This window comes from Ensifer meliloti, assembly GCF_030064585.1.
GTDB classification, from domain to species: domain Bacteria; phylum Pseudomonadota; class Alphaproteobacteria; order Rhizobiales; family Rhizobiaceae; genus Sinorhizobium; species Sinorhizobium meliloti.
In genome coordinates this window covers 80,344-103,951 of sequence record NZ_CP120364.1, presented here as the reverse complement: position 1 = coordinate 103,951, position 23,608 = coordinate 80,344, and the positions used below count along the sequence as shown (strand labels likewise).

At 63.0% G+C, this 23,608-nt stretch carries 23 protein-coding genes; 3 read left to right on the top strand and 20 right to left on the bottom strand.

The features are described 5' to 3' along the window. Positions 1 to 2: 2 nt before the first annotated feature. From PZL22_RS00430 to PZL22_RS00415, 4 genes are read right to left on the bottom strand one after another with little or no spacing between them, the layout of a single operon-like run. Positions 3 to 1,922, bottom strand: coding sequence for a beta-N-acetylhexosaminidase (locus PZL22_RS00430; protein ID WP_284718387.1), 1,920 nt, complete (start codon positions 1,920 to 1,922; stop codon positions 3 to 5). 24 nt (positions 1,923 to 1,946) lie between these two features. Beyond that, the gene (locus PZL22_RS00425; protein ID WP_284718386.1) at positions 1,947 to 2,723 is read right to left on the bottom strand and encodes an SDR family oxidoreductase; all 777 of its coding nucleotides are present in this window, start codon (positions 2,721 to 2,723) and stop codon (positions 1,947 to 1,949) included. A 19-nt stretch (positions 2,724 to 2,742) separates the two neighbouring features. Continuing rightward, positions 2,743 to 3,606 (bottom strand): MurR/RpiR family transcriptional regulator, encoded by an 864-nt coding sequence (locus PZL22_RS00420; protein WP_027993312.1) that lies wholly within the window; start codon positions 3,604 to 3,606, stop codon positions 2,743 to 2,745. Positions 3,607 to 3,626: 20 nt separating this feature from the next. Continuing rightward, the gene (locus PZL22_RS00415) at positions 3,627 to 4,016 is read right to left on the bottom strand and encodes a RidA family protein (protein WP_003534336.1); all 390 of its coding nucleotides are present in this window, start codon (positions 4,014 to 4,016) and stop codon (positions 3,627 to 3,629) included. A 115-nt stretch (positions 4,017 to 4,131) separates the two neighbouring features. On the opposite strand from PZL22_RS00415, the gene PZL22_RS00410 reads away from it, so the two are divergent. Further along, complete coding sequence (locus tag PZL22_RS00410) at positions 4,132 to 4,623, top strand: hypothetical protein (RefSeq protein ID WP_027993313.1); 492 nt, start codon at positions 4,132 to 4,134, stop codon at positions 4,621 to 4,623. A 22-nt stretch (positions 4,624 to 4,645) separates the two neighbouring features. After that, positions 4,646 to 6,118: a M81 family metallopeptidase gene (locus PZL22_RS00405; RefSeq protein ID WP_027988521.1), complete on the top strand. Its 1,473-nt coding sequence runs from the start codon at positions 4,646 to 4,648 to the stop codon at positions 6,116 to 6,118. Between the two features lie 80 nt (positions 6,119 to 6,198). Here PZL22_RS00405 and PZL22_RS00400 read toward each other — a convergent pair whose 3' ends face one another. From PZL22_RS00400 to osmF, 11 genes are all read right to left on the bottom strand, one after another. Then, the gene (locus tag PZL22_RS00400; protein WP_284718385.1) at positions 6,199 to 6,582 is read right to left on the bottom strand and encodes a VOC family protein; all 384 of its coding nucleotides are present in this window, start codon (positions 6,580 to 6,582) and stop codon (positions 6,199 to 6,201) included. 146 nt (positions 6,583 to 6,728) lie between these two features. After that, positions 6,729 to 7,229 (bottom strand): GNAT family N-acetyltransferase, encoded by a 501-nt coding sequence (locus tag PZL22_RS00395; RefSeq protein WP_003534343.1) that lies wholly within the window; start codon positions 7,227 to 7,229, stop codon positions 6,729 to 6,731. A gap of 2 nt (positions 7,230 to 7,231) precedes the next feature. Then, positions 7,232 to 8,365 carry an ABC transporter ATP-binding protein gene (locus PZL22_RS00390; protein ID WP_284718384.1) on the bottom strand — a complete coding sequence of 378 codons (1,134 nt, stop codon included), beginning with the start codon at positions 8,363 to 8,365 and terminating at the stop codon, positions 7,232 to 7,234. Between the two features lie 88 nt (positions 8,366 to 8,453). Next, complete coding sequence (locus tag PZL22_RS00385) at positions 8,454 to 9,683, bottom strand: ABC transporter substrate-binding protein (RefSeq protein ID WP_017277540.1); 1,230 nt, start codon at positions 9,681 to 9,683, stop codon at positions 8,454 to 8,456. Positions 9,684 to 9,712: 29 nt separating this feature from the next. Further along, complete coding sequence (locus PZL22_RS00380; protein ID WP_003534349.1) at positions 9,713 to 10,570, bottom strand: carbohydrate ABC transporter permease; 858 nt, start codon at positions 10,568 to 10,570, stop codon at positions 9,713 to 9,715. Continuing rightward, complete coding sequence (locus tag PZL22_RS00375; protein ID WP_028005677.1) at positions 10,567 to 11,451, bottom strand: carbohydrate ABC transporter permease; 885 nt, start codon at positions 11,449 to 11,451, stop codon at positions 10,567 to 10,569. The genes PZL22_RS00380 and PZL22_RS00375 overlap by 4 nt, the downstream gene beginning before the upstream one ends. A gap of 12 nt (positions 11,452 to 11,463) precedes the next feature. Continuing rightward, the gene (locus tag PZL22_RS00370; protein WP_027993319.1) at positions 11,464 to 12,624 is read right to left on the bottom strand and encodes a Gfo/Idh/MocA family protein; all 1,161 of its coding nucleotides are present in this window, start codon (positions 12,622 to 12,624) and stop codon (positions 11,464 to 11,466) included. 186 nt (positions 12,625 to 12,810) lie between these two features. Next, positions 12,811 to 13,548 carry an ABC transporter permease gene (locus PZL22_RS00365; RefSeq protein ID WP_127517664.1) on the bottom strand — a complete coding sequence of 246 codons (738 nt, stop codon included), beginning with the start codon at positions 13,546 to 13,548 and terminating at the stop codon, positions 12,811 to 12,813. Next, entirely contained in the window at positions 13,548 to 14,486 is a 939-nt protein-coding gene (locus PZL22_RS00360; protein WP_284718383.1) for an ABC transporter ATP-binding protein, read from the bottom strand. The genes PZL22_RS00365 and PZL22_RS00360 overlap by 1 nt, the downstream gene beginning before the upstream one ends. Further along, positions 14,483 to 15,682, bottom strand: a complete 1,200-nt coding sequence (locus PZL22_RS00355) for an ABC transporter permease (RefSeq protein WP_284718382.1) — start codon at positions 15,680 to 15,682, stop codon at positions 14,483 to 14,485. The genes PZL22_RS00360 and PZL22_RS00355 overlap by 4 nt, the downstream gene beginning before the upstream one ends. A gap of 77 nt (positions 15,683 to 15,759) precedes the next feature. Then, positions 15,760 to 16,677 (bottom strand): glycine betaine ABC transporter substrate-binding protein OsmF, encoded by a 918-nt coding sequence (gene osmF, locus PZL22_RS00350; RefSeq protein ID WP_028003918.1) that lies wholly within the window; start codon positions 16,675 to 16,677, stop codon positions 15,760 to 15,762. A 239-nt stretch (positions 16,678 to 16,916) separates the two neighbouring features. Here osmF and PZL22_RS00345 point away from each other — a divergent pair, with 239 nt between their 5' ends. Further along, entirely contained in the window at positions 16,917 to 18,290 is a 1,374-nt protein-coding gene (locus tag PZL22_RS00345; RefSeq protein WP_248448931.1) for an FAD-containing oxidoreductase, read from the top strand. A gap of 60 nt (positions 18,291 to 18,350) precedes the next feature. Here the strand turns inward: PZL22_RS00345 and PZL22_RS00340 are convergent, their stop codons facing one another. The 5 genes from PZL22_RS00340 to deoC form a co-directional block, all read right to left on the bottom strand. Next, positions 18,351 to 19,145, bottom strand: a complete 795-nt coding sequence (locus PZL22_RS00340; RefSeq protein WP_127653258.1) for a dimethylarginine dimethylaminohydrolase family protein — start codon at positions 19,143 to 19,145, stop codon at positions 18,351 to 18,353. Positions 19,146 to 19,178: 33 nt separating this feature from the next. Then, positions 19,179 to 19,607, bottom strand: coding sequence for an OsmC family protein (locus tag PZL22_RS00335; RefSeq protein WP_284718381.1), 429 nt, complete (start codon positions 19,605 to 19,607; stop codon positions 19,179 to 19,181). A gap of 19 nt (positions 19,608 to 19,626) precedes the next feature. Next, a complete protein-coding gene (locus PZL22_RS00330) occupies positions 19,627 to 20,082 on the bottom strand; it encodes an RbsD/FucU family protein (protein ID WP_027993327.1) in 456 nt (151 codons plus the stop codon). Positions 20,083 to 20,207: 125 nt separating this feature from the next. Then, positions 20,208 to 22,592 carry an aldehyde dehydrogenase family protein gene (locus tag PZL22_RS00325; RefSeq protein WP_284718380.1) on the bottom strand — a complete coding sequence of 795 codons (2,385 nt, stop codon included), beginning with the start codon at positions 22,590 to 22,592 and terminating at the stop codon, positions 20,208 to 20,210. A gap of 4 nt (positions 22,593 to 22,596) precedes the next feature. Next, the gene (gene deoC, locus PZL22_RS00320; protein ID WP_127615258.1) at positions 22,597 to 23,601 is read right to left on the bottom strand and encodes a deoxyribose-phosphate aldolase; all 1,005 of its coding nucleotides are present in this window, start codon (positions 23,599 to 23,601) and stop codon (positions 22,597 to 22,599) included. Positions 23,602 to 23,608: the final 7 nt, after the last annotated feature.

Genomic DNA, 23,608 nt, shown 5'->3' with positions numbered 1-23,608 from the left:
ACTCACAGAATGGGGCTCAAGGGCGCGATCGCGGCAAAGCGCAGCCAATCCTTCTTGTCCTTCGGGGTCCAGGCCGCCTCGGCGATTGCCGGCAGCCGGGGAAAGACGAGGCGGTTGAAATAACCGCGCGACAGGAAATGCTCGGACCAGATGCAGGCCTGGACTCCCTTCATCCGGCTCTTCAGCTCTTCCGGGAACTCTCCTTCCGCCTCATAGGCATAGGTGTGGACAGGCGTCGCCGTGCCGGCCCAGCTCGCGCCGGGCTCCTGCCACGCATCCGCCTGGGCCATGTCGAGATAATAGGCCTGACCCGGGGTCATCACGACGTCGTAGCCTTCGCGCGCAAGCTCGATGCCGACTTTCGGGTTCTCCCAGGCCATCAGCAGCGTGCCCTCGGTTCCAACGCCGCCGCCATGCGCGACCTCGTTCCAGCCAACGAGTTTACGCCCGCGCGCCGTCAGCATCTGTTTCACCTTCTTGAGGAAATAGGATTGCAGCGCGAAGGTGCCGGAAATCCCTTCCTGCTCCATGAGCTTTCGCGCCAGCGGTGACGCGAGCCATGAGCCGTCGGCCACCTCGTCGCCGCCGACATGGATATATCGGCTGGGAAAGAGCTCGACCATTTCGTCGAACACCTTCTCTAGGAATTCGTAGGTGAGCGGGATGGCCGGGTTCAGGGCATTGTTCGGATAGCCCTGGACCGAGTGGTAGCTTTCCGGCGCCTCCTGGCCATCGGAGAGTTCGGGAAGCGCCACGAGCGCGGCAGTGCTGTGGCCGGGTATGTCGATCTCCGGGACGACTTCTATGCTGAGCGCCGCAGCATGCGCGACGATCGCCTTCACGTCCGCGTGGCTGTAGAAGCCGCCGACCGGTTCGGCGCCGTTGCCGAGTTGAGGCAGCATAGGTTCGTCCGGACCGCGCAGGACGCCGAGCGTCGTCAGCGTCGGATAGGCCTTGATCTCCAGCCGCCAGGCTTCGTCGTCGGTCAGGTGCCAGTGGAAGATGTTGAGCTTGAACCAGGCGAGAATATCGATGAGCCGCACGATGTCGGCCGTCGGGTAGAATTGCCGCGAGACATCGAGATGACAGCCGCGCCAGCCATAGCGTGGCCGGTCCGCAATTGCGCCGGTGGCGGGAAACCTGAATTCGCCTCCGTGGTTTCGCGCGCCGTCGATCAACTGCGCGAGCGTCGTCAGGGCATATTGCCTGCCGGCCGCCGCTCCATAATCAAGCCGGATCTCCCGATCGGAAAAGGCAAGCCTGTAGGCTTCGCCTTCGAGCTCCGCTTTTTTCGTGAAGACGATCGGCAGCCCTTGCGGGGACGGCGCAAGACTGAAGGGAGCGTGTCCGGCCGAAAACAGCCGATGGAATAGAGCGAGGACGTTGGAGACGGCATCGACCTCGTCCGCATTGCTTTCCGCTGCGGGATAGAGGACGTCCGGTACCGCTTCTCCAGGCGCCGCGTCGATCTCGGCAGGCCAGGGCTGCAGCGCGAAAGGAAGCTCGAGCCTGCCTTTGGGAAGACGTACCGGCGGCAGCTCGCTCACGGCGCCTTCGAGACGAAGGTCGGAGACCGCCACGGGAACATGACTGCCATCGGCGAGCGTCAGATAGGCCGACTTCGCCCCGTCGGTGCAATGCTTCGCCTCGCGGTGCAGACCACTGACGGTGAACGTCCAGTGTTCGCCATGGGCGAGCGTCAGTCCTTCGGGCGGCGCGAATTCATGGAAATTGGCGTTGCGGCGCAGGAAAACCGCGTTTTCGCAAGCGGCCCCGTCAATGACGCGGGTGAGCGAGGTGTAGACCAGCCGGAAGGCGCTGAGCGGCCCGCCCGATAGATTGAAGAGGCTGAAGGTGAAGCGCCCGAACGGACCGCCATCCGGTTGCCAGGCAGATTCGAGGCGATAGAGAACCGGCAGCATGAACATCCTCCCAAGGTGGATTTGTCAGTAATGGATCGATTGCGAGAAGGTCCGCGCGACTTCCGCCTGTCCTGCGGTCAGCCCGCAGTCGACCGGCAGGCAGATGCCGGAGATGGCTCCGGCGGCGGGACTGGCAAGGAAATGCACCGCTTCGGCGACGTCCTTCGGGTCGACGATACGCTGCAGGGGATACCAGCGCTTCGCCTCCTCGAAGACCTGCGGATTGGCGGCTGCGCGTGCCTCCCAGGCCTGCGTGCGCACCGTGGCCGGCGCCACCGCATTCGCGCGGATGCCGAACTTGCCGTATTCGACGGCGATCAGTCGCGTCAGGTGCAGAAGGCCCGCCTTGGCGGCGCTATAGGCCGGATGGCCGAAAACATTCATGCCGTTCACCGAGGCGATGTTGACGACCGAGCCCCGGCTATCTTTCAGCATTTCTTCGACAGCCCGGAAACAGAGAAAGGCCGCTTCGAGGTTGAGTGCATTGTCCATGCGCCAAATGTCCTGCGTGGTGTCGTGCAAGCTGACCGCGCGGGCGGCACCCGCATTGTTCACGAGGGTGCGCACGGTGCCGACGGAGGCGGCAGCCTGCGCCATTGCGGCCACGCTGGCGACGTCCGTCACATCGCAGGGGACGGCCAGGAAGCGCTCCGTTCCGCCGAGTTCACGCGCCGTCCTCTCCGCCGCCTCAGTGTTGATGTCGGCTACGAGAACGGTGTCGTGTCCGTCGCCCAGGCGCGCGGCGATAGCGCGGCCGATGTCGCCGGCGGCTCCTGTGACGATCGCTACGGATTTCGGCATCGGCGTTCCTTCTGGCACGTCAGTCTCCGAGAAGCTGTCGGTCGTCGCCATCCCTGTGCACCACCAGCTGCTGCTTGATGCGCCTGAGCGTCACCGTCGCCTGCGGCTGGACGCGGTAGGCGACGAGGCTCGCGACGATATCGAGCAGTGCGATGTAGGCGATACGGGTGGAGGTCGGACGATAGATGTTGTTTCCTTCCGGCAGGTCGACCGGCACGGTGATATCGGCGGCCTGCGCGACCGGACTGCCGCTCTGGGTAAGCGCGATCGTCGGCACCTTGGCCTCGCGCGCAAGCGTGAAGGCGCGCACCATCTCCGCATTGCGTCCCGAAAAGGAGGAGCCGACAATAACGTCGGCCGGCCGTGCGGCCGCCGCCATCATCATCTGCATGCTGTGATCGGAACTTGCGGTGATGCGCAATCCCAGGCGGAAGAGACGGTTCTGAAACTCCCCGGCGATCATCGAGGAGTTGCCTCCGGAACCGAAGGCATAGATCATTTCCGCTTGCGCAAGCCGGTCGGCTGCCCGCTCGATCGCTACAAGGTCGAGCGAACGGTGCAGCAGGAAGAGCGCATTCTGCGCCTTGGTGATGATATCCTGTGCCACATCCCCGGGCTCCTGGCTCTTCGGCTCGGGCTTCAGGTAGCGCATGCCGACATAGGGTGTGCGTGCCAGCTGCACCTTGAAATCGGAAAAGCTCTCGCAGCCGAGGCGCCGGCAGAAGCGCGTGACCGTCGGCGGCGAAACGTCGGCCTTGCCGGCAAGCTCAATGATCGAAGCGTTCACCGCAAACTCGAAATCGTTGAGCAGGATATCGGCGATGCGGTTTTCCGATTGGGATAACCGCCCCTTCTCCTCCTGCAGTGTCGCGAAAATATCCATCGAACGGCGCCCTTCCCCCTTCAGGCGTCCTTCGGCTTATAGGCGACGCAATCGATCTCCACCTTGCAATCGACCATCATGGAGGACTGTACGCAGGCGCGCGCCGGCGGATGAGCTCCGAAATATTCCTGATAGATCCGGTTGAAGCTCCAGAAATCGCGCGGATCGTCCAGCCAGACACCAACTCTCACCACGTGCTCGACACCGTAACCGGCCTCTTTCAAGATGGCCAGAAGATTGCCGATCGCCTTGTGCGTCTGGGCGACGATGTTGCCGCCGATGATCTCGCCGTTTTCCATCGCGACCTGACCGGAGACATGAAGCCAGCCGCCCGCCTCCACGGCACGTGCGAAAGGCAAGGTTTTTCCGCCTGCGCCAACCTGTTCGGCACCATAGCGCTTGATCGACATCGAGGACCCATCTGCAAATTATTTTCTTTATCCGTTGACAAATGACCATAGAACACGGAATTTGGCCAGCGAAAATCGACATTTATGAAAAGAATTTCAATACCGGGCAAAATACATGCGGGATCCCTTCCACAATCCGTTCCCAGAAAGCGACACGGCGCGCCACTCCATATGGGAGATGTTGGTCACCCGCGATATCGACGCGTTCCTAGCCGCCGACTGGTCGATGGTAGCCGACGATTTCGTCGAGGAGAGCTTCATCGGCATCGACGGACGGCGGGAGACGAACCCGGACAAATGGCGGCTCACCTTTCCCTCGCTCGCCGTCTATCGGGACGAATGGCTGCGCCAGGCGCGGGACTTCGCCGGGCAGTCCTTTGCCGAGGATCCGCGGGAGGCGATCTTCACCACCACGACCCTGGAAGACATTGAGGTCGACGGAGAGCTTGCCCTTGCGCGCAAGAAATTCGACGGCGGGCTGAAGAAAGCGGACGGCACGTTCGACGTGATGAAGTGGCAGACGGTTTACTATTGCCGCCTCCACCGGGGCCGGTGGAAAATCTGCGGCTTCACCGGCTATCTCCCCAATCCGATGGGGTCGAACTGAGTTGACGGACAAGGCGAAGCCATTGCGCATCTTCACGGCGGCGCTCGCGACCGAGACGAACACCTTTTCTCCTATCTGCATAGACAGGCGCGCATTCGAGGCATCGCTTTACGCTCCGCCCGGAAAGCACCCCGAAACGCCGACGCTCTGCACCGCGCCGATCACTGTCGGCCGCCGCGTGACCGCGCAAAAAGGCTGGGAACTGATTGAAGGCACCGCAGCCTGGGCGGATCCTGCCGGTCTCGTCAATCGCCAGACCTATGAGGATCTGCGTGACGAAATTCTCGGCCAATTACGTTCCGCCCTGCCCGTCGATGCCGTCGTTCTGGGCCTGCATGGGGCAATGGTCGCCGACGGCTGCGAGGATACCGAAGGCGACCTGCTTCAGCGCGTGCGCGAAATCGTAGGTGCGGACGTGCTCGTCTGCGCCGAACTCGACCCGCACAGCCACCTCACCGCAAGGAGAGCGGCGGCCGCGGATTTCTTCGTCTTCTTCAAGGAGTTCCCGCACACCGATTTCGTCGAACGCGCCGAAGACCTCTGGCGGATCGCGATCGATACGCTCGAGGGCCGCGTAACGCCGGTGATGTCCATTTTCGACTGCCGGATGATAGACGTCTTCCCCACCTCGCGCGACCCCATGCGCAGCTTCGTGGACAAGCTGATGCAGATCGAGCGGGACGATGCCGATGTGCTGTCATTGTCCGTCGTGCATGGATTCATGGCCGGCGACGTTGCGGAAATGGGCACCAAGATGCTGGTCGTCACCAACGGCAAGGCGGAGAAAGGCGAGGCTCTCGCCCGTGAGCTGGGTCTCGAGCTCTTCTCCCGCCGCGGCACGTATCGCATGCCGGAGATCGACGAACGCCAGGCAGTGGCACAGGCGCTGGCGGCTCCGGCCGGTCCCGTGGTGATTGCCGATATGTGGGATAATCCAGGCGGCGGCACGGCGGGCGATGCGACGGTCGTGCTGGAGGAACTCATTGCGAGGAACGCGACCGACACGGCGATCGGCACGATCTGGGATCCCATGGCCGTGCAGATCTGCATGGCGGCCGGCGAAGGCGCCGAGATCCCCTTGCGCTTCGGCGCGAAATCCGGGCCCGGCACGGGGCGGCCGATCGATGGCATCGTCAAGGTCGTCAAGCTGGTGCGCAATGCGGAAATGCGCTTCGGAGAGAGCTTCGCCCCCTTCGGCGACGCCGTTCATATCCGCTTGCATGGCATCGACATCATCCTGAACACGACGCGCGCCCAGAGCTTCGACCCGAGCCTTTTCTCGGTGATGGGCATCGATCCCACGTCGAAAAAGATCCTCGTGATCAAATCCACGAACCACTTCTTCGCGTCATTCTCCAAGATCGCGTCCGAGATCCTCTATTGCTCTGCCGGGACGCCCTACCCCAACGACCCGGCGCGGACTCCCTATCGGCGCGCAAGGCGCGACATCTGGCCGATGACGACCGACCCGCACGGGTTGGCGGGAGGCTTGTGAACCTCCTAGGCGCGCTCGCCGGCTGAACCAAGCGAGCCGACAAGTCGGAACTTTCCGAGCTGATCTGGGGACCTGCGTCGTCAGCGAGCCGCCGGCTGAAACAGCTCTACAATGTTGCCGGAAGGATCAATCAGCAGTATCTGCGATCCGCCGGGCCCGGTCACGACGTCGTTGCGAAACCTGACGCCGGCGGCGCGCAGGCGCTCGACCTCGACAGCCAGGTCGTCGACGATGAGATGAATCCGGTTCCAGCCGCCCGGCGAAGGACGTTCGCCGTCCGGCATTGGCCGGCCCGCTGAGCTCAATGGGCCGCTCAGCAATAGCCGCAGGGCTCCCCGCCTGACATCCGCGAAAGCGGGAGCGTGGTTGGAGAGAAGCGAAAAGCCGAGATGCTTCGTGTACCATTCGACGGTAGCCTCGACGTCGTCCACCATGTAACGCACGTTGACGGTCGTTTCCGACATTCCCGCCTCCCGAGTTCACCAAAGCAGCCAGAATGAGCCACCGATTTTCGCGCGATTGCTCGCGACGTCAATGTCCTTTCGCAACTGCTGGCCCCACCTCGCTTTTGCCGCCACGTGGCGCGAGGGGCGGCCGCATGTGGGACGGGTTAATCGGCGATGCGTTTCACCATGATGACATCGTCGATCTCCCGACCCTCGTGAAGAAAACCGCCTGGAATGCGGCCGGCTACGGAAAAGCCCTCGCGATGGTAAAATCGGATCGCCGTCAGGTTGTCGGCGCTGACGGCAAGCTCCAGCTGTTTGATGCCCTCGTTTCGTGCGTAATCCGCGACAGCATCCAAAAGCCGCTTCGCAAGCCCGGTTCCGCGCAGTTCCCGGCGCAGATAGACCATGACGAGCGTTGCGCGATGCGCCATCTTGCTGGCGCTCTGACGCATCAGGCCCATGATGCCGACTGGAACATCGTTCTGGAAGGCAACGAAGACGGGGTTACCGACGGTTCTGCGCCGCCACTCCTCGTCCGGCAGCTTTTCCCAATCTTCGGCGCTGCTGGCAAAGGAGGCAGGCTCCGTCCGAAGCGCCTCCAGCCGAATGCTGCGGAAGGCCTCGGCTTCATCGATACTAAGCAGTCTGATCGTCGCGCTCACGGTTACGCCGCCGCCGGGTCGAAGAGCGCCATGTCGATGTCGGTCATCTCGACCCGGCGCTCGAAGGCCGTGCCGTTCTCGTCGAAGAGATGGCAGTCGACGGCGCGGATGCCGGTCCTGATCGGTTCGTCCGCGCGGATCGCGAGCGTTCCCGGCAGCATGGCGCAATAGTTCTCGCCCTCCCCGTCGAGCGCCACATAGGCCACGGTGTGGGCGCCGAGACGCTCGATCACCGAGGGACTGACCGTCAGCGTCAGGTCGGCGGCACCCATCTGGATGTGTTCCGGCCGGACGCCGAGCGTCAGGGTTCGGCCGGCCATGCCCGCGCGGGGAACGACCGGCACGAGGGTAGTCTGTCCCTTGTAGTCCACTTCCACGCCGGCGTCGGTCACGCCGGTGCAGGCGACCGGCAGGAAGTTCATCTTCGGATGCCCGATGAAGCCGGCAACGAACATGTTGGCGGGCTTGTGATAGAGCTCCAGCGGCGCTCCCGTCTGGGCGATTTCGCCGGCATTCAGCACGACGATCCGGTCCGCCATCGTCATCGCCTCGACCTGGTCGTGCGTGACGTAGATCATCGTCGCCTTCAATTGCCGGTGCAGTTTCGCAAGCTCGATGCGCATGTCGGCGCGCAGTGCCGCGTCGAGGTTCGACAGAGGCTCGTCGAACAGGAAGATCTTCGGCTCGCGCACGATCGCCCGGCCGATCGCCACACGCTGTCGCTGGCCGCCCGAAAGCATGCCGGGCTTCTGCTCCAGCCGCTGGTCGAGATGCAATATGCGGGCGGCATGCTCGACCTTCGCCTTCAGTTTCTCCTCGGGCATTTTTTCCACCCTGAGCGGAAAGGCGATGTTCTCGAACACGCTCATATGCGGGTAGAGCGCATAGGACTGGAAGACCATTGCGATGCCCCGCCTGACCGGCGGCAGATCGTTGACGCGCTTCCCGTCGATGACGATGTCGCCGGCCGTCGTCTCGTCAAGCCCCGCGATCATTCTGAGCAATGTGGACTTGCCGCAGCCGGAAGGCCCGACAAAGACCACGAATTCGCCATTCCCGACTTCGAGCTCGATGCTCTTCAGCACCTCGTAGGTGCCGTAGAATTTCTGAACCTTGTTGAGAGTGAGCTGTCCCAATAAACTGTCTCCGGCCACCGGCGCAGCGGCATTTCCGCCAATATTGAAGGCGGGACCGCCGAGCCGAAGCCCCGCGGTCCCGGCGGGCTTACTTGTACTGTTCGAGGTCGGCGGCCGCCTTCTTCAAGGCATCCGCCGGCTCGGCCTTGCCGGTCACCACCGACTGGACCATCTCGATCATCGTGTTCTGAAAACCTTTGAAGTCCTTGAAGAGCGGCTCCGGGCCACCATAGGCTATCCCGTCGATAAACGGCTTCCAGGACGGATCGGCCTTGACGAATTCGTCCACCTTCGGAGACGGCCGAAGCGGCGTCAAACCTGCACCGCCCTGCAACTCGTACTCGCCCTGCGGGCCGGGAGAGGTGATGAACTTGGCGAACTCGATCGCCTTTTCTTCGACACCCGTATCCTTGAACACCACAAGGCTGTCGGTGATCAGCAGCGTGCCTTCGCCCTTGGCCGAAGGGCCGAGCGGCAGCGGCGCTACACCCCAATTGACCTTCGTTTCCTTCAGCCGGGCGGCAGCTCCGGAGCCCGATTGGATCATGCCGACTTTCCCGTCCAGGAAGATGGCGCGGATTTCGTTCTGCTCGTAAGCCGTCGCCCCCTCGACAGAAAAGGGAGTGATGTCCTTGTAGGCCTGCAGGGCGGCAAGGACTTCCGGGCTGTCGATGACGATGTTGTCGCCGTCGATGACCTTGCCGTTATTGGTATAAACCCAGTGCATGAACTGGTGCATCGTGTTGTCGAAGGTCTTGGCCGGAAGTCCGTAGCCCGCAATGCCGGTCTTTTCCTTGATCTGCTTGGCGAAGGCGATCTCCTCGGCCCAGGTTTTGGGCGGGACTTCCGGGTCGAGACCGGCCTGCTTGAAAAGGTCCTTGTTCCAGTAGAGTGCCTTGGTGGAAAATGCGATAGGCACGCCCCACTGCGTTCCCTCGAACGTCACCGTGTCGACGATATTCGGATAGTAGCCCTTTTTCTCGTCCTCGGTCATCGGGACCGGAACGATCAATTCGTTCTCGGCGAACTCCTTGAGCGCGCGCGATCCGACATAGGCCATGCCGACCGGAGTCCCGGCCACGGCAAGCGTCGTCGCCTTGTCCTGACACTGGGCCCAGCCGACGACTTCGGGCGTCACCTTCCAGCCGGGATTCTTCCCCTCCCATTCCTTGATGTATTTCTCGTGGATAGGATCGATCGTGTCGCCGCAATAGATCCAGCTGATTTCCTGGTCCGCGGCCTGTGCTGCGACGCTGCCGAGAGCGGTCGATCCGAGCAGCGCAAGCGTGAGAAAGGTAGCTTTGTAGGCAATAGTCACTGATGAAACTCCCCTGTTTTAATGGTTGCTTATTGTTTCACCGCGCCGGCGGTCAGGCCGCTGACGAGATAGCGTTGAAGGAAGAAGATCACGATCACGGCCGGGGCGATGCCGACGAAACTTGCCGCCATCAGCTCGTTCCAGACCACCTCCTGCCGGCCGAAATAGGCGAAAAGGCCCACGGGCAGCGGCATGTACTCGCTCTTCGAGTTGAAGGTCAGCGCGAAAATGAACTGCTGGGCATAGGAGCCGATGAAGGTGGTGATCGCCACTACGGTGATGCCCGGCATGGCGATCGGCAGGATCACCCGGCGTAGCGTGTAGAAATGGCTTGCACCGTCGACGAAGGCTGCCTCGTCCAGCTCGCGCGGGATGCGCATCATGTAGGTGCGCAGAAGCCAGATAGCGGAGGGGATCAGGAAGGCGACACCCGGCACGATCATGGCGAAATAGGTGTTCAGTACGCCGAAGCTGCGCATCAGCCGAAAGAGAGGGATGAGCAGCACGGCGCCCGAGAACATGTTGACCGCCAGGAAAGCGGCAAGCAGCGCCCCGCTGCCGCGGAACTTGAAGCGCGCAAAGGCATAGGCCGCCGGCACCACCAGCGCCAGCACGACGGCTGTCACGATGATGGAGATGAAGAAGGAGTTGAAGATATAGCGGGCGAAGCCCGGCACGCTTACCCACATGGTGCGATAGGCCTCGAAGGAACCGTTCTCCGGCCAGAAGCGGTAGGGAGAGGAAAAGAGGCGGCTCAGCGGCTTCAGAGATACGAGGAAGCCTTCGACGAAAGGCGCGAGGATGAAAGTGAGGAAGACGAAGATGCCCGCATAGATGCCGACGAGCTCGTACCAGCGGTAGCGGTTGATCATTGCGGGCTGGCTCATCGGCTTTCTCCCGTGGCAAGGCGGTGCGTGACGCGGAAATAGGCGATGCAGAAGATCGACAGGAAGATACAGATCAGCACGGCGCGCGCCGCGCCCTCCCCGTATTTCTTCGAGCCGATCGCGGTCCGGTAGGTGTCGATGATCATCGTCGTCGTGTCGCCGTTCGGCCCGCCCTGGGTCAGGATCCAGATGATGTCGAACGAGTTGAAGGTGGCGATCAGCGACAGCATCGACATGGTGATCATCGACGGCACCAGGAGCGGCAGGGTGATGCGGCGGAAGCGGTAGAAGCGACCTGCTCCGTCGGTCCAGGCGGCCTCGTAGAGATCCTGCGGGATCGCCTGCATCGAGGCGAGCATGTAGAGCGTCACCAGAGGCACGCCGATCCAGACGTCGGTGACGATGGTCGCCCAGAAAGCGGTGGAGCCATGCGCCAGGAAGGCGACCGGACCGTCCACCAGCCCCCAGTTCTGGAGCATGCCGGAGATCATCCCGAACTGGCCGTTATACATCCAGCCCCACATGAAGATGCCGATCGCCATGGGCACGATCCACGGCGGCATGGTGAGCACGCGAAACAGCGCCCGCCCCGGCACTGCGGCGTTCAGCATCACCGCGCCGAATGTGCCGATGATCATCTTGATCGTCACCGAGAAGGCGGTCCAGACGAAGGTGCGGAGGATCACTTCCGCGAAGGTGGCGTTGAAGATCTTGTCGTAATTGGCCGTGCCGACCCATTTGGTCGTCTTCTTCAGCGAGGCATCGGTGAAGGAAAGGACGAAGGTATCGACCAGCGGATAGGCGACGATAACCGTCACGTAGAAGACGGCCGGAAGAAGCAGGACCCAGGCGAAGATGATCGTGCTGCGCCGAACGCTCATCCCCTCCCCCTCTCAAGCCGCACGGGCATGCAGGGCTTCGTCGAAGCGGTCCCAGAGCGGCCGAAGATCGACGACCGTCCTTTTCATCCGCGCCTCGTCCATGGACAGCGCCAGAATGCCCGCTTCCAGCGCATCGAGCGGCGAGACCGGCAGGGGACCGCCATCCCGCACATGCGCGATGATCTCGGCCGCCATCTGCTCGTCGGCGCCGTAGTGTTGCGAAAGCGCCGTCTCCTTGGGGTAGCGCTTCTCCACCACCTTCCTGCCCGACAGCGCCTCGTGCACGTCCAGATAGCCGCGGATGAAGTCGCCCTCCGCCATGCCGCGCGATCCGACGACGCAAAAGCGGCGGAACTGGTCCGGCACGTTGAGGTTGGTGTGGAAGTTCATCGCGACGCCGTTGGCATATTCGACGATGGCGACCTGATAGTCGATGATGTCGCCGTCACTGTCGAAGACCTTGTCGGAACCGAGCCAGCCGCTCGGTTTTCGGTGGAAAAGCTGCAGGTCGTTGACGCCGTCTCGGCTGGGATCGTTGGCCGGGATGAAGCTCTTGCGGCCGCCGAAACTGGCGACGCGTTCCGGGCGCGCGCCGACCACGCCGTTGTAGAGATCGAGGTCGTGGCAGCATTTCTCGAGCATGAAGCTTCCGGCATAGCGTCCATAGCGGCGCCAGTCGCGCATGAAGAACGCGCCGTGATAGGGCTCTATGTGCTCGGCGGCCTCGATCGAAACCACATGGCCGAGCGTTCCCGCGGCTTGTGCAGCACGCAGGTCACGATAGAGCGGCGCATAACGCAGCACGAGGCCGACCATCAGCCGGTCGGGCCCGTGTTTCGAAAGCAGCGCCGCAAGTTCCAGGCTCTGCTCGATCGTGCTGACGATCGGCTTCTCGCAGAAGATCTTGAGCCCCGCCTCCAGGCCGATGCGGATATGATCGAGATGCATGTGGTTCGGCGAGCCGATCATGAGGAGATCGAGCTTTTCACCGGCGATCAGCTCTTCAGGCGTGGCGTAGGCCCTGCCGGCGGAAATGCCTTTCTCGGTAAGCGTGGCAAGGCCGGCGGGCTCGGGATCCACATATCCCGCGATCTCGAAGGCTTCGTCGATCGCCTTGAAGACATAGCCCAGGTATCCCAGACGGAATCCGAGTCCGATTATCCCGACTTTCATGCTCGCGCTGTTCCCTTGTCCGGCGTAATTATTTTTCGTAGACTGGGACAGATTTTTCACTGCGTCAATGAAAAATCGGAAAATGCGCCAGATTGTGAAATTCATTTTCATTCTGCCGTTAAGCTTAGCTCATGCGCAAGCTGGCGGCCTGACGCATCGCATCTATTCGATTGGACGCGAGGCGCTTCAGATGTGTGCTCGACCCGCGAATGCCCGTTCGAGCCCCTGGAGCGCATCGTGAATGAGGACGGCAAGCGCTCCAACGATCAAGCCGCCCTGGAGGACAAAAGCGAGATTGTTGGACTGAAGTCCGGCGATGATCACCTCGCCAAGCGTCTTAGCCGCGACGGTCGAACCGATCGTCGCCGTCGCGAGACTGATCACGACGGAAAGGCGGATGCCCGTCAGGATCACGGGCAGCGCCAGCGGAAGTTCGATCCTGAAGAGCCGCTGGCGGCCGGTCATTCCCGCGCCGCGTGCGGCCTCCATCACGGTCGGCGGCAGCGTGGTCAGACCAGTCAGGGCATTTTCGAAGATAGGCAGAAGGCCGTAGAGGAAAAGCGCGACCAGGGTCGGCTTCTCGCCGAAGCCGTAAATCGGGACCGCAAGCGCGAGGACCGCCACCGGCGGGAAAGTCTGGCCGATGTTCACCAGACTACGCGAGAGCGGCAGAAACTCGGCGCCGGCCTTCCGCGTAACGATAATCGCCAGTGATACGGCGACGATAGTCGCGGCCACGGTCGCAACGAAGACAGTCCGCAAGTGCAGCACCGTCAGCCAGAGCAGGCTGCCCTGGTTGTAGACGGCCGGCGCGCTCTCCTGCACCAGAGGTTTCAACAGCGGCTCGAACGAGGCGGGCTGCACCAGGAAAGCCAGCAACACGGCGAGCACGGTCAGCCGAAACAGATTGGGCAGCGTAGCCATCACTGCCGCCTCGCCGCACGTTTCACGATCGCTTCGAGCGTGACCTTGCCCAGGATCGAGCCGTCCGCCGCCGCGACCGGCAGTGCCGAACGGCCCGTCCACAGAAGTTGCGACAGCGCGTCACGCTGGCTGAGAACTTCCGGAACCGGCCGGCCCTCGGCCGAGCCGGGCTCGACCGCCTCGCCGACCGTTTCGATGTCGAGCAGCCGGAATGGACGCTCGCTGGCGCCGACCAGCGTCTCGACGAAGGGCGTGGCGGGCCTGACGAGCATTTCGGCCGGCGTCGCATATTGCACCACCTCGCCCTTGTCCATCACCGCGATCCTGTCGGCAAGGTGGAAGGCCTCTTCCATGTCGTGGGTGACGAGGATGATCGTGGTGCCGAAATGTTTCTGGATGGCGGCGAGGTCGTCCTGCGCCTTGGCGCGGATGATCGGATCGAGCGCGCCGAAGGGCTCGTCCATCAGGAGTACGTTGGGCTCCGCCGCAAGTGCCCTTGCAACGCCCACGCGCTGCTGCTGCCCGCCGGAAAGCTCGTGAGGGTAGCGCGGTCCGAATTCCGAGGGATCGAGCTGGAACAGCTTCAGCAGCTCCTCGACCTTGGCATCGATGCGGGCTTTCTCCCAGCCGAGCAGCGTCGGCACGGTCGCGATGTTCTGCGCGACTGTCCTGTGCGGGAAGAGGCCATGGCCTTGAATGGCGTAGCCGATACGCCGGCGCAGCTCGAAACCCGGAATCGACCGATTGTCCTCGCCGTCTATATTGATCGTCCCTGCCGTCGGCTCGACGAGGCGATTGATCATTCTGAGGAGCGTCGTCTTGCCGGAGCCGGAGGTTCCGACGACGACGGTGACCGTATGCGGCGCGACCGTCAGCGACACGTCGCTCACGACCGTCGTATCGCCATAGCGCTTGGTTATTTCCTCGATTTCGATCATGCGGCGTTGCCTCGGCTGCGGTTCGGCATGGTCATCTCGATCAGCGCGTCGAGCACGATCGCCGCGGTAAAGGCCAGCACGACAGTTGGAATTGCGCCGAGCAGCACCAGGTCCATCGCCGTCTGACCCACCCCCTGGAAGACGAAGACGCCGAAACCCCCGCCGCCAATAAGGGCGGCGATCGTCGCAAGCCCGATGTTCTGCACCAGCACGATGCGGATGCCGGTCAGGATCACCGGAAAGGCCAGCGGAAACTCGATCGCGACGAGGCGCTGGCGGTCCGTCATGCCGATGCCCCGCGCCGCGTCGTTGGCCGCGTGCGGCACGCCGGCAAGCCCGACGACTGTGTTGGCGACGACAGGCAGCAGGGAGTAGAGGAATAGCGCGACGAAGGCAGGGGCGGCACCGATGCCGCGGATGCCGATCGCCGCAGCGCCGGGAACATTCGCCGCGACCCAGCCGAGCGGCGCGATCAGAATGCCGAAAAGTGCAATGGAAGGGATCGTCTGGATGGCGTTCAGGACATTGAGCACGCCGGCCCGAAGCCGTTCGACGCGGTGACAGAGAATGCCGAGCGGCAATCCGACGACGGTCGCTGCGACCAGCGAGCCGAGCGCCAGCGTCACGTGACGGCCCGCCTCGGTCCAGAACAGGTCGGAGCGGTTGGCATATTCCTTCATGATCGAAAGGTCGTCCCAGCGGCCGGTGACGAGCATTCCTCCAGCGAGGACGAGGACGCCCGCGAAAACGAGAAGCCGCAGACCAGGCCCCGGATTGAGGCGGGTCAAGGCGTCCGCGACCAACAGGGAGAAGGCGAAGACCAGAACCCAGAAGCCGGAAGCCGGAGACACGCGTGCAAAGTTGTTGTCCGGCGGCGTCAGGTGATCGGCCGCCACCCCGATCAGAAGGGCGAGAGCTGCCAGCGCAGCCAGTGCCACGGCCATCCGCAAGAGGCGCGGCGTCCTCAGAAACGCGATGCCGGCGCCGGCAACCACGAGGGCGAGGAGCCCGTAGCCGAGCGGCGGCGGAAGTGCCTCCAGGATTGCCCGTGCTTCGCCCTGAATGATGCGGTTTGCACGAAACGTCGCGAAAGGCGCAAGGAGAGCGCCATAGAGGACGAGGATCGCGATGATCAGGCCGAGCTTGTCGAAACGAAAGGCCAAGCGTTCCCTTGTCTGGATGATGCCAGTCGCCATTCAGCGGTCCGTTCGAGGCAGGTGAAGGAGAAGCGCGGTCGAGTCTTATCGGACCAGCGCCCTCCCCCGACGTCAAGCTATTTCAGGAAGCCGTTCGCCTTCAGAAAGTCATCGGCAACGGCCTTGGCCGACTCGCCGCCGACCTGCACGCGGCCATTGAGCTCCTGCAGGGTGGTGAGGTCGAGCTTTTCGAAGACGGGCTTCAGGATCTCTTCGATCGCCGGATTTTCCTTGAGAACCGCTTCGCGGATGATCGGCGCCGGCTGATAGACCGGCTGGACGGCCTTGTCGTCCTCGAGAACCACGAGACCGGAGGGCGCAATGCCTCCATCGGTGCCGTAGACCATTGCCGCATTGGCGCCGTTCGTCTGGTTTGCCGCAGCCGCAATCGTCGCGGCGGTATCGCCGCCGGAGAGCGTGATGAGCTGTTCCGGTTTCAGCTTGAAGGAATAGGTTGTCTGGAACGCAGGCAAGGCAGCGGCGGAGTTGACGAATTCCGACGAAGCCGCGAGCACGACCTCGCCGCCGCCAGAAACGAATTTGCCGAAATCCGATAGCGTCTTGAGGTTGTTCTTCTCGGCAACGTCCTTGCGCAGCGCGATCGCCCAGGTGTTGTTGGCCGGAGACGGCGTCAGCCAGACGATCTTGTTGGCGTCATAGTCGAGCTTCTTCGCCTCTTCATAGGCTTTCGCCGCATCCTTCCAGGCCGGATCGTTGGCCTTCTCGAAGAAGAAGGCGGCGTTGCCGGTATATTCGGGATAGATGTCGATCTCGCCGGCGATGATCGCCTTGCGCACGACAGGGGTGGCGCCGAGTTGCACGCGATCCGTCGTCTTGATGTCGTTGGCGTTCAGCACCGAGAGGATGATGTTGCCGAGAACGCCGCCCTCCGTGTCGATCTTCGAGGAAACGACGACCTCGGCTTCGGCAGCCGCGGTGGTGAGTGCAAGCGCAATGGCGGCACCGATCAGTGTCCTGGTGAAGTTCAGTCGCATGATTGTCTCCCTCGGTTTTGATCTCGAATTTTGATCACGCTTTCCGCGCTGCGTCCGGCCAAGACGTTCCATATATGTCAGCTTTCCGGAAAAAATCGAGCTTAAGCTGTCTGCACTTGATATCCGTTCCATGTCGCCGTCCGGATCGGGCGGCAAAACGTTGCCGTCGATGCGCATTGCAATCGGACGTAATGTGGACCACTCTTCCGCCCGGCGCCAGCATCTCTCCGGAGGTTGTCATGAACAAGCATTTCGATGCGATCGTCATCGGTGCCGGCCAGGCGGGACCTTCACTCGCCGGACGGTTGTCGGATGCGGGCAAGACCGTTGCACTGATCGAGCGCAAGCTTTTCGGCGGCACCTGCGTCAATACCGGCTGCATGCCGACCAAGGCGATGGTCGCGAGCGCCTATGCGATCCACACCGCCCGACGCGGAGCCGAATACGGCATGACGACGGGGCCTGTCTCGGTCGATTTCGGTCGCGTCATGGCGCGAAAGGAAAAGGTCCGGCTCGATGCCCGCTCAGGCGTCGAGAAGTGGCTCAGGGGTATGAAGAACTGCACCGTCTTCGAGGGCCACGCCCGTTTCGAAGGTCCGCGTGAGGTCCGCATCGGCGACGAACTGATTTCGGGGGAGCGGATCTTCGTCAATGTGGGGGGCCGCGCCGCAGTTGCCGATCTGCCCGGCGTGAACGACGTCCCTTATCTCACCAACAGTTCGATCATGGACCTTGCCGAGCTGCCGGAACATCTCGTCGTGGTGGGCGGCAGCTATATCGGGCTTGAATTCGCCCAGATGTTCCGCCGCTTCGGCTCCGACGTCACCGTCATCGAAAAGGGCGCGCGGCTGATCGGGCGGGAGGATCCGGAGGTCTCCGACGCGATCCGTGAGATCCTCGAGAACGAAGGCGTTCGAATACGCACGAATGCGGAATGCATCCGCTTCTCGAACCATGCGGACAGCGTAGCTGTGGGCGTGGATTGCACATCGGGCGAGCCGGAGGTGAGCGGCTCTCATGTGCTGCTTGCGACCGGCCGCCACCCCAATACGGATGATCTCGGCCTGGACAAGGCGGGCGTGAAGACCGACGAACGGGGCTATATCGAGGTCGACGACAGCCTGCGCACCAATGTTCCGCATATTTTCGCAATGGGAGACTGCAACGGCCGCGGCGCCTTCACGCACACCTCCTATAACGACTTCGAGATCGTCGCCGCCAATCTCATCGACGACGATCCGCGCCGGGTGAGCGACCGCATCCAGACCTACGCCCTCTATATCGACCCGCCGCTCGGCCGCGCCGGCATGACCGAGACCGAGGCCCGCAAGAAAGGACACAAGCTGCTGATCGGGACGCGCCCCATGACAAGGGTCGGCCGCGCGGTCGAAAAGGGCGAGACGCAGGGTTTCATGAAAGTCATCGTCGATGCGGACACCGACGAGATTCTCGGCGCATCCATCCTGGGCACAGGTGGAGACGAAGCCGTCCAGAGCATTCTCGATGTGATGTATGCGAAAAAACCCTACACGACGATTACGCGCGCCGTGCATATCCACCCGACCGTCTCGGAACTTATCCCCACGGTATTCGGAAATCTGTCGTCGGCCTAGGAATGAGGGGCCGCATCCGGCCTGTTGGGCTCATTCAGAACGCTCTCTGCGCGGCTCCCGTCAAACCTTTTCGCTGAACCACCTCAGCGACATGCAGGAAAGCCCCGCATCGATCTTGCCTATTTCCGTGGTCTTCAACGGCACGACCCTGTAGCCGGCCTTGTCGAGCATCTCGATCGTCCTGGGAAAATCGGAGCCGACCAAGACCACGTCGTTGACGCGCAGCGCGTTTGCGGCCGGCTCTTCTCCCTCGGGAATGATCATCTGCCTGAACTTCCCGAAGACGCCGGACCGTGCAAGACGATCGGTGGAAAGGATCGTCTCGTCGTCGAGGAGCGAGCAGTCGGTCTTGAAATGCAGGACGCCCTCCGGGGTCGCGACGACCTCGCTCTTGCGCCCGAGCTTTTCGAGGCACGCCTGCAGTGCCGCCGCGCCCGCCTTGTCGGTTCTCGCCGACAGGCCGATCATCACGCTTTCGCGCGTCGTCAGCACGTCGCCGCCGTCGGCATAGCCTTGCGGCAGGTCGAGCACCGTCTCGAACATGTCACGCAGCGTCGGCGCGATTTCCTCGACTTCCTTGACGCGCGTGGCCGCTCCCGGCCGAAGCAGGACCGCCCCCTCTGTGAAGACCAGAGCGGGGTCCTCCACGAAAATCGAATCCGGAAAGGTTTCGAGCGCCGGCAGGACCGTGACCTTCACGCCGGCATCGCGCACCGCCTCGACATAGGCGTCGTGCTCGGCCTTCACTCCCTCATAGGTGGGGCTGCCGCGATCCTCCGCGCGCAAGCCGTTGACGACCGATCGTGACGGCGAGCGCACGATGATGGAATTGAATTGATAGGCCGGACGCGTCATTGCGGACTCTTCTCCCTCTGTTTTATTTTATGTTTAAGCGGACACCGTGCTTACGAAATCCGGACTGCCGCGCAACGTGTTGCTGACTGTACAGATCTCCTCCTCCGCCGCCTCTATGATGGCGTGGCGCACGGTGTCGTCGAAATCGCCCTTGATAACGAAGGCGATATCGAACCGCGCGACCCGCGACGGTTCGTCATGGGCCTTCTCGCCGGTCACCTTGACCGAAACTTCCTTGAGCCGGTCGAGCACGCCGAAACGGCTCGCGGCGATGCGTGCGCTGAGCACCAGACAGCTCGCGAGCGAAGCATAGAGAAGGTCCAGCGGACCGAATCCCGGCTGCGAAGGACTAGTGACGATGTCGAGCGCGCCGCCGGTCAGCGATGTCACATGCGGAAAGCCGGTGCGGCCGACTACGGCGGTCGCGCCTGTTTCCCGCGTCCTTATTTTGAGCTCGGCCATGGGCGTAACCTCGCGCGGCTCAGACGTTTTCCGGGGGAATGACGCCCTTGGTGAAAAGAAAGCAGCCGTAGAAACGTGTCTCGCCTGTGGTGATGACGCAGTAGGCCTTCTTTGCTTCCTCGTAGAAGGCAAAGCGCTCGATCCCGTACATCGGAGCCGCCTTCCCTTCGGCGCGGTCAATCTCGGCCTGCACCTCGCGCTGCACCGCCGGGACCTCGTCCGGCGCCCCCATGACTTCCATGCGCCCGGCCGAGGGCTGAAGCGGCGTGTCGAGCGGTAGGACCGAAAGGATCGCCCTTACCGCGCGCGCCGAAGAAACATTGTCGATGTGCAGCAGTTTGCCGAGCGTGGTCTGCCGGGCGATGGCGTCCGACGGGAAATTGGTGTCGGAAATCACCAGCGTGTCGCCATGGCCCATCGATCGCAGCGCGTGCAGCACATCGGCATTGAGAGCCGGGTCGATATTCTTCAGCATTCCTGTCCTCCTCCACTGCAAAGCGCGGTCGCATCAGGCCGTTTCTGGCGCGCGCCGTCAACAGCCTGTTGCTCTTTCTCCACGCTTCCGATGAGACGACCACCCGCTCATCCAACAGCGGGAGGCTATTCGCCGTAGGGAATCCAGATGTTCTTGACGTCGACCGCGCGCCGCAGGAACGCCTGTCCTTCGGCGGCCGAGCGATCCGTCCAGTCGATCGCCTTGCCGTAATCCACGAAGGTCCGCTTGAGGTTGCCGACGGACAGCTTCTCGACGAGTGTCGAAAGTTCCGGTGAGCCGAACGCCCAGAGCGCGTCCACGTCGTTGTGCGCGGCGAGTGCCTTGGCGAGTTCGATCGCAGGTCCGGTGACGATATTGATGACGCCAGGCGGCACGTCCGAGGTCTCGAGGACCGAATAGAAGTCGGTCGCAGCCAGAGGATGCGCTTCGCTCGGCACGGCGACCACCCGGTTTCCGACTGCAATCAGCGGTGCCACGAGACTGACAAGCCCGAGCAGCGGCGCTTCCGGGGGGCAGATGACGCCGACGACGCCCTGGGGTTCCGGCATGGCCAGTGCGACGCCGCGCAAGGGCGGCTGGTGCACGGTGCCCTCGTATTTGTCCGCCCAGGCTCCGTAGCTGAACAGCCGGGCGATCGAAGCTTCGACCTCCGCTCGGGCATTGGCTGCCGAGGCCCCGGACATGGCGGCGATGCGGTCCGCGAATTCCGTCCCGCGGCTGCTCAGATTCTCGGCGATGTAATAGAGGATCTGGGCGCGGTTATGCGCGGTTGCCGAAGACCAGCCCGAGGCGCCCCGCGCCGCAACGACGGCATTGCGGATATCCTTGCGGTTGCCCTCGCCGACTTCGCCGATCACCTTGCCTTTCGGGGAAAGCACGGGCCGCGAATAGTTGCCGTCCGGCCGCGCCTGCTTGCCGCCGACGAAGAGCTTGGCAGTGCGATCGAGCGCCGGAACGGCGAAATCACCGGCCGCCGGCCTCGGAGCCGGCGAGCCGTGTTCGGGGCGCAGCTTGCGCCCCATCCAGGCCTTCGGCTTCAGATATTCGTAGCAGCCCTCTCGCCCGCCCTCGCGGCCGAAGCCGGACTCGCGTTTTCCGCCGAAGCCGCTGGATGCATCGAAGAGGTTGGTCGCATTGACCCAGACGACGCCGGCCGCAAGCTTGGCGGCAACATGCAGGGCAAGACCGATCGTTTCGCTCCAGACGCTCGCGGCAAGGCCGTAGCGGCTATGGTTTGCAAGCTGGATCGCCTCCTCCGGCGTACGGAAGGTCATCGATACCGCCACCGGCCCGAAGATTTCCTCGGTCGCGACGACGGAAGTCGGCTGGACGCCGGTCAACAGCGTCGGCCGAAAGAAGCTGCCGCCCTTCGGGAGTTCGATCTTCGGCTGATGCATTGATGCGCCTTCGGCGACGCCCTTCGCCACCAGCTCTTCGATTCGCTGCAACTGCACCGGCGCGACGATCGCCGCCATATCGATCGCCTTGTCGAGCGGATGACCGACGCGGAGCGTCTCCATGCGCCGCTTCAACCGGTCATGAAAGACCGGCGCCACGCCCTCCTGTACCAGAAGGCGTGAACCGGCGCAGCAGACCTGCCCCTGATTGAACCAGATCGCATCCACGACGCCCTCGACCGCCGCGTCGATATCGGCATCGTCGAAGACGATGAAGGGCGACTTGCCGCCAAGTTCCAGCGTCAGCGACTTGCCGCTTCCTGCTGTCTTCTCGCGGATGAGGCGTCCGACTTCGGTCGAGCCGGTAAAGGCGATCTTGTCGATATCCTCGTGCTCGACGATCAGCGCCCCCGTCTCGCCCTCGCCCGTCACCACGTTCAGCACGCCCGGGGGGAGACCCGCTGTAGCGGCAAGCTCCGCGAAGAGCAGCGCCGTCAAGGGCGTAAACTCCGCAGGCTTCAGGATGACGGAATTGCCCAGCGCCAGCGCCGGCGCAACCTTCCAGGCGAGCATCAGGAAGGGGAAGTTCCAGGGGATGACCTGTCCGACGACGCCCACGGGCGCCTGATCGGCGAATTCCGTCTCCTGCAGCTGTGCCCAGCCGGCATGATGATAGAAATGGCGAGCGGCAAGCGGAATGTCGATATCGCGCGTTTCCCGGATCGGCTTGCCGTTGTCGAGCGCTTCGACGACGGCGATCAGGCGCGCATGGCGCTGAATCAGGCGCGCGAGCGCATAGAGGTGCCGGGCGCGGGCATGTCCGGAGAGCTTTGCCCACGGGCCCTGCGCCTTGCGCGCCGCCGCCACCGCCGCGTTCACGTCGTCGCGCCCGCCATGTGCGATTTTCGCGAGCAATTTGCCCGTTGCCGGCTCGAACGTGTCGAAGGATTTACCCGATGCTGAACCGACGAATGCGCCGTTTATGAAGTGGCCGAGCTTGCCTTCATGCCGAGCGAGCCAGGCGCGCGCCTCGGTATCGGCTTCGGGGGCCGGGCCATAGGACATTTCGTCGAAGAAAGTGGCAACGCTCATCTGATTATCCGATCGGGTGTCTGTTGAGGGCCGAATAGGCGCCGCTGACATGATGTTCGAGCTGGCGCTCGATGTCGGCGAGCAGGCTCGATGCCCCGACGCGGAAAAGGTCCGGTTCGAGCCATTCCCGCCCAAGCTCTTCCTTCATCAGGAACTGGTAGTTCAGCACATCCTTCGCGAGGGAAATGCCGCCGGCCGGCTTGTAGCCGACCTTGATTCCGGTCCTCTCCTCATAGGCCCTGATCATCCTGAGCATGGCGAGGGTGACGAGCAGGGTCGCGTTCACCCCTTCTTTTCCGGTCGAGGTCTTGATGAAGTCGGCGCCCGCCATCATGCAGACGAGCGAAGCCCGCGCGACGTTGCGAAGCGTCTTGAGATCGCCGGTCGCGAGGATTGCCTTGACATGCGCATCGCCACAGGCCGCACGGAAATCCCGCATTTCGTCGTAGAGCGCCTGCCAATTTCCGGTCAGCACGTGCTCGCGTGTGATGACGATGTCGATTTCCCGAGCACCATCCGCAACCGAGGCCTTGATTTCCCTGAGCTTCACGTCGTGCGGGACGAGACCGGCCGGAAAGCCCGTGGACACTGCCGCCACGGGAATGCCGGAACCCTCCAGGGCCTCCACCGCGGTCGAAACGAAGCGATGATAGACACAGATCGCCCCGGTCGTGATGCCTCGATCGCCCATGCCGAGCGCGTCGAGAATGTCCTGACGCACCGGCTGGCGCGCCTTGGCGCAGAGGCGTTTGACGCGCTCGGTCGTATCGTCGCCGTTGAGCGTCGTGAGATCGATGCAGGTGACGGCTTTCAAGAGCCAGGCGGCCTGCGCATCCTTCTTGACGGTGCGCCGGCCAGGCAGCGTCTGGACGCGGCGCTCTGCCGCAGAGAGATTGACGCGCTGATCGAGCACCCAGGATAGGTCGAGCTCGACACCGTCATTGCGCGGCCAGTTATGGCCCGCGCCGGCGGGGTGCACCGCCGCGCTTTTCAGAGCAAGGTCTTCCAACCGATTT

Bases quoted from the DNA above. Each gene is read 5' to 3' on its own strand.
- PZL22_RS00430 (WP_284718387.1), bottom strand. From the start codon at position 1,922: ATGCTGCCGGTTCTCTATCGCCTCGAATCTGCCTGGCAACCGGATGGC.
- PZL22_RS00425 (WP_284718386.1), bottom strand. From the start codon at position 2,723: ATGCCGAAATCCGTAGCGATCGTCACAGGAGCCGCCGGCGACATCGGC.
- PZL22_RS00420 (WP_027993312.1), bottom strand. From the start codon at position 3,606: ATGGATATTTTCGCGACACTGCAGGAGGAGAAGGGGCGGTTATCCCAA.
- PZL22_RS00415 (WP_003534336.1), bottom strand. From the start codon at position 4,016: ATGTCGATCAAGCGCTATGGTGCCGAACAGGTTGGCGCAGGCGGAAAA.
- PZL22_RS00410 (WP_027993313.1), top strand. From the start codon at position 4,132: ATGCGGGATCCCTTCCACAATCCGTTCCCAGAAAGCGACACGGCGCGC.
- PZL22_RS00400 (WP_284718385.1), bottom strand. From the start codon at position 6,582: ATGTCGGAAACGACCGTCAACGTGCGTTACATGGTGGACGACGTCGAG.
- PZL22_RS00380 (WP_003534349.1), bottom strand. From the start codon at position 10,570: ATGAGCCAGCCCGCAATGATCAACCGCTACCGCTGGTACGAGCTCGTC.
- PZL22_RS00375 (WP_028005677.1), bottom strand. From the start codon at position 11,451: ATGAGCGTTCGGCGCAGCACGATCATCTTCGCCTGGGTCCTGCTTCTT.
- PZL22_RS00370 (WP_027993319.1), bottom strand. From the start codon at position 12,624: ATGAAAGTCGGGATAATCGGACTCGGATTCCGTCTGGGATACCTGGGC.
- PZL22_RS00365 (WP_127517664.1), bottom strand. From the start codon at position 13,548: ATGGCTACGCTGCCCAATCTGTTTCGGCTGACCGTGCTCGCCGTGTTG.
- PZL22_RS00360 (WP_284718383.1), bottom strand. From the start codon at position 14,486: ATGATCGAAATCGAGGAAATAACCAAGCGCTATGGCGATACGACGGTC.
- PZL22_RS00355 (WP_284718382.1), bottom strand. From the start codon at position 15,682: ATGGCGACTGGCATCATCCAGACAAGGGAACGCTTGGCCTTTCGTTTC.
- osmF (WP_028003918.1), bottom strand. From the start codon at position 16,677: ATGCGACTGAACTTCACCAGGACACTGATCGGTGCCGCCATTGCGCTT.
- PZL22_RS00345 (WP_248448931.1), top strand. From the start codon at position 16,917: ATGAACAAGCATTTCGATGCGATCGTCATCGGTGCCGGCCAGGCGGGA.
- PZL22_RS00340 (WP_127653258.1), bottom strand. From the start codon at position 19,145: ATGACGCGTCCGGCCTATCAATTCAATTCCATCATCGTGCGCTCGCCG.
- PZL22_RS00335 (WP_284718381.1), bottom strand. From the start codon at position 19,607: ATGGCCGAGCTCAAAATAAGGACGCGGGAAACAGGCGCGACCGCCGTA.
- PZL22_RS00330 (WP_027993327.1), bottom strand. From the start codon at position 20,082: ATGCTGAAGAATATCGACCCGGCTCTCAATGCCGATGTGCTGCACGCG.
- PZL22_RS00325 (WP_284718380.1), bottom strand. From the start codon at position 22,592: ATGAGCGTTGCCACTTTCTTCGACGAAATGTCCTATGGCCCGGCCCCC.